The organism is Magnetococcales bacterium (assembly GCA_015231175.1).
Lineage (GTDB): Bacteria > Pseudomonadota > Magnetococcia > Magnetococcales > DC0425bin3 > HA3dbin3.
Map to the genome: position 1 here is coordinate 1 of JADGBZ010000152.1, position 3,478 is coordinate 3,478.

General features: G+C 55.8%; 5 protein-coding genes. All 5 read left to right on the plus strand.

All coding sequences use genetic code 11. The features are described 5' to 3' along the window. Window positions 1-10 precede the first annotated feature (10 nt). The 5 genes from HQL63_16030 to HQL63_16050 all read left to right on the plus strand — a co-directional run bounded on the left by HQL63_16030 (window position 11) and on the right by HQL63_16050 (window position 3,043). Complete coding sequence (locus HQL63_16030) at window positions 11-472, plus strand: hypothetical protein (protein ID MBF0178331.1); 462 nt, start codon at window positions 11-13, stop codon at window positions 470-472. Then, the gene (locus HQL63_16035; protein ID MBF0178332.1) at window positions 465-938 is read left to right on the plus strand and encodes a hypothetical protein; all 474 of its coding nucleotides are present in this window, start codon (window positions 465-467) and stop codon (window positions 936-938) included. Before HQL63_16030 ends, HQL63_16035 begins: the two co-directional genes overlap by 8 nt. After that, a complete protein-coding gene (locus tag HQL63_16040; GenBank protein MBF0178333.1) occupies window positions 935-1,156 on the plus strand; it encodes a hypothetical protein in 222 nt (73 codons plus the stop codon). Before HQL63_16035 ends, HQL63_16040 begins: the two co-directional genes overlap by 4 nt. After that, entirely contained in the window at window positions 1,146-1,559 is a 414-nt protein-coding gene (locus tag HQL63_16045) for a helix-turn-helix domain-containing protein (protein ID MBF0178334.1), read from the plus strand. The genes HQL63_16040 and HQL63_16045 overlap by 11 nt, the downstream gene beginning before the upstream one ends. Window positions 1,560-2,083: 524 nt before the next feature. Further along, window positions 2,084-3,043, plus strand: a complete 960-nt coding sequence (locus HQL63_16050) for an IS1595 family transposase (GenBank protein ID MBF0178335.1) — start codon at window positions 2,084-2,086, stop codon at window positions 3,041-3,043. Window positions 3,044-3,478: the final 435 nt, after the last annotated feature.

Here is a 3,478-nt window from a genome sequence, read left to right on the forward strand (position 1 = left end):
GGGTGGCAGCATGTCCTACCATCAGGCCGTTCAGCCGATTCACTTGCAGTATGGTACGGCATGGACCACCTCGTTGGCTTTTTGCCATGCATGTGATCTGAACCATGCCGTCCTGGGCGATATTGTCTGGCAGATGGGGATGAAGGATGTACTGGCTGCCGCCGACTACCATCCCTTGATGATTTCACCCCCGGCAAAGGCGCTTGGTTCGATTCGTGGCTACCAGTTGAGCGAAAAAGGGGTTCGGCAGCTCGTGGAGCAGCTCGATGCCATGATGGACATCGAGGAGGATGCGCGCCACACCTACCGCATCGGCGCACAGAGAATTCTCGATGCACTCGCCATGGTCCGGAGACCGGCTGTATCCCAGCCTCGTTCGAGTTGGAACGCGGGACTCTCAGATACCCTGCGCGAGATGGGTCAAGCCATCAACAAGCTGGCCGGGGAAATGGGAGGTCGTAGCCATGGATAACGCCCGCAACATTCTCACCCTGGATCTGGGTAGCAAGATGGGTTGGGCTCTGCATCAGGCAGATGGAACCATCACCAGCGGTACGGTGGAGTTCAAGCCGGGCCGGTTCGAGGGTGGTGGTATGGCCTATGTTCGGTTCAAGCACTGGCTGGATGAGGTGAGCCGGTTTGCCGGGCCGATACAGGCGATCTGGTTCGAGGAGGTCAGGGCACACGCAGGCGTCACGGCTGCCCATGTCTACGGTGGTTTCCTGGCTCACCTCTCGGCCTGGGCCGAGCAGCAGGAGATACCGTATCGGGGTGTGCCTGTCGGGACTGTCAAGCGCCACGCCACAGGAAAAGGTAATGCCAGCAAGGCTGAGGTGATCGAGGCCATGCGGCGCAAAGGACACAACCCTGCCGACGACAATTCTGCCGACGCACTGGCCATCCTGCACTGGGCAATGGAAGAGGAGGTGATGTCATGAATGGCGGACCAAGACTGCCTCGCTCTTGCCTGTCACGGCTCATTCCGCACAAGGCAGATCCGGAGCAACAGAGGAAGGAGGGGTGGCACAACCACGGCATACTGGTGGTGGCCATTGATGACAGGCGGCTTGGTTGGCCGGAACAGGAGATGGTGAAACATCTGGCCAAGAAGCTATTCGGGCAGAAAGCGGTGAAGGAGGTGCAATATGGACGGTAAATGGACGCCGAAGATGGTCGCCGACCAACTGGAAGAGGCCGCCAGTACCCTCTATCGGTTGCCGGAGGTGAGACCAGCCGGATATGGCTCGGGCTGGCCGCAGGTGATTCATGACGCCATGGATGTCAGCGACTGGGAAGAGCCTCCATTGGTTCGCCCCGGCCCACCAACAGCGGATGCCATTGCCAGGATGGATGAAAGTCTGGAATGGCTGAGGTGGCTTGGACGAGATGACGTCCGGTTGCTTTGGTTGCGGGCGGAACGCAGGCCATGGAAGGAGATTTCCCGTGCGATGGGTACCTGTCGCACGACGGTCTGGACGAGGTGGAAGGAGGCTTTGCTGCAGATTGCCGTCCGTCTCAACATCGCATCTGAAAAAAAGATGTTTGAACGCCGTGTTTGAACATCTTTTCTTTGAACATGCAAGGCCGGGATATGGTAGTCTCCGGGTTACAATGGCGGAAGCGCACGCACGATGCTCCTGCGGAATATGATCGGCTATGCAAACCCGCCCAGGGGATTCCCTCGGCGGGTTTTTTTCATCATGTGCAAAAAAGATGTTTGAACACGGCGTGTGAACATCTTTTCTTTGAACATGCAAGGGCGGATTGTGGTAGGCTCCGAATTACAATGGCGGAACGCACGCACCGCCGCACTGTTGCAGATTTTGACGAACCACCCAGGGGAGACTCGGGGTGGTTTTTTATTGCTCCGGGTAGCGGGGCAATGGAGGAAGAATTCTTCCCGAACCTTCCGAGTCCTCCCGGCGATCGCTTTCGAGCGGTCCCTGCAACCTCCCAGGTCAATGTCGGGAGGTCTTTGGAGGTGGCAATAGACGCGGCCACGAAAAATTAAGGCTCTATTTGCGTTAACTATGTGAGTCGTGCTACGATTTCTCCTGTGAATTGATTTTCCAGGAGAAATGCTATGGACCCGACCGATTTCCAGAAATGGCTGGCGCAGGCTGACTTGCTGACTCCAAATCAACGACAAAGAGCCGTTGATGCGCTGATGCTTCCTGACCCAAGCAGGGCCAGTCACGACGTGATCGAGGAGCGGATCGCTGATGAAAGGCGTTGCCCGAGATGTGATATGCCAGGGGCGAGCCTGCACGGAATGGCCAATGGTCTGCAACGTTATCGGTGTAACCATTGTAGGCGTACTTTCAATGCGTTGACCGGTACCCACTTGGCAGGACTCCGAAAAAAGGAGAAATGGCTTGAGTATTCGGAAGCGTTGAAGGACGGTGCGACAATTGAGAAGTCTGCGGAGCGTTGTGGCGTGGCTACGACTACGGCATTCCGTTGGAGACATCGATTTTTGAAGAACTTCATGAACGACAAGGCGACCAAGTTGTCCGGGATCGCTGAAGCCGACGAGACATATTTCTTGGAGTCTTTCAAAGGCCGAAGGGATTTGACTCGACTCGCCCGGAAAAGGGGAGGAAAGGCCACCAAACCGGGGCTTTCCTCTGAACAGGTCCCTGTTTTGATCGCCAGGGACCGTAATGGCGAGACGTTCGACACGGTTCTGGAGAAGGCTGATGCCGAGCATCTTGGTATGGCGCTGGTTCCTATTCTTGGCAAGGATACCCTTCTTTGTACGGATGGAAGCAAAACCATGAAATCCATGGCAAAAAAATCTGGAATCGCCCACCAAGCATTGAACATCAAGGCCGGAGTCAGGGTGAAAGAACGGATTTTTCATGTCCAGAACGTCAACGCTTATGACAGTCGGTTGAAGGGATGGATGCACAAGTTCAACGGAGTTGCGACCAGATATCTGGGCAGCTACCTTGGATGGAGACGGTTCCTTGAGCGTCACAAAGAGGAGTCAAACAACCCGAAATCGTGGTTGATCGCGGCTGTTGGACCGGTCCAAAGGTGATGCCACACAGTTAACGCAAATAGAGCCAAAATTAATCATCAACAACACCACGACCACCCGCCCAGGGTAACCTGCGGCGGGTTTCTCATTTTTTGGGGAGCAACCATGCCATGCAGCAACACAAGCATGTCTTGGAAACGATCAGAGGGTTTGAAACTGGGACGGATGATGGTGTCAACGGGCCGGTTTTTCGGCCCGTTGAATATCAGGACAGCAAAGGGGAGATGCTTCCGGCCTACCAAATGCCCCACGAACCAACCACGACCGCCCAGGGTAACCTGTGGCGGGTTTCAATTTCTGGAGGACAGCATCATGGGTTTGAACCCACAACAATTCCGCAGCCTGATCATCCGGCCAACCCTGCGCCGACTCGACTTGTGGAGCGAGGCGGCTGAAGAGTTGCTGCTCGGCACGGCGATTCAGGAGTCGGCACTG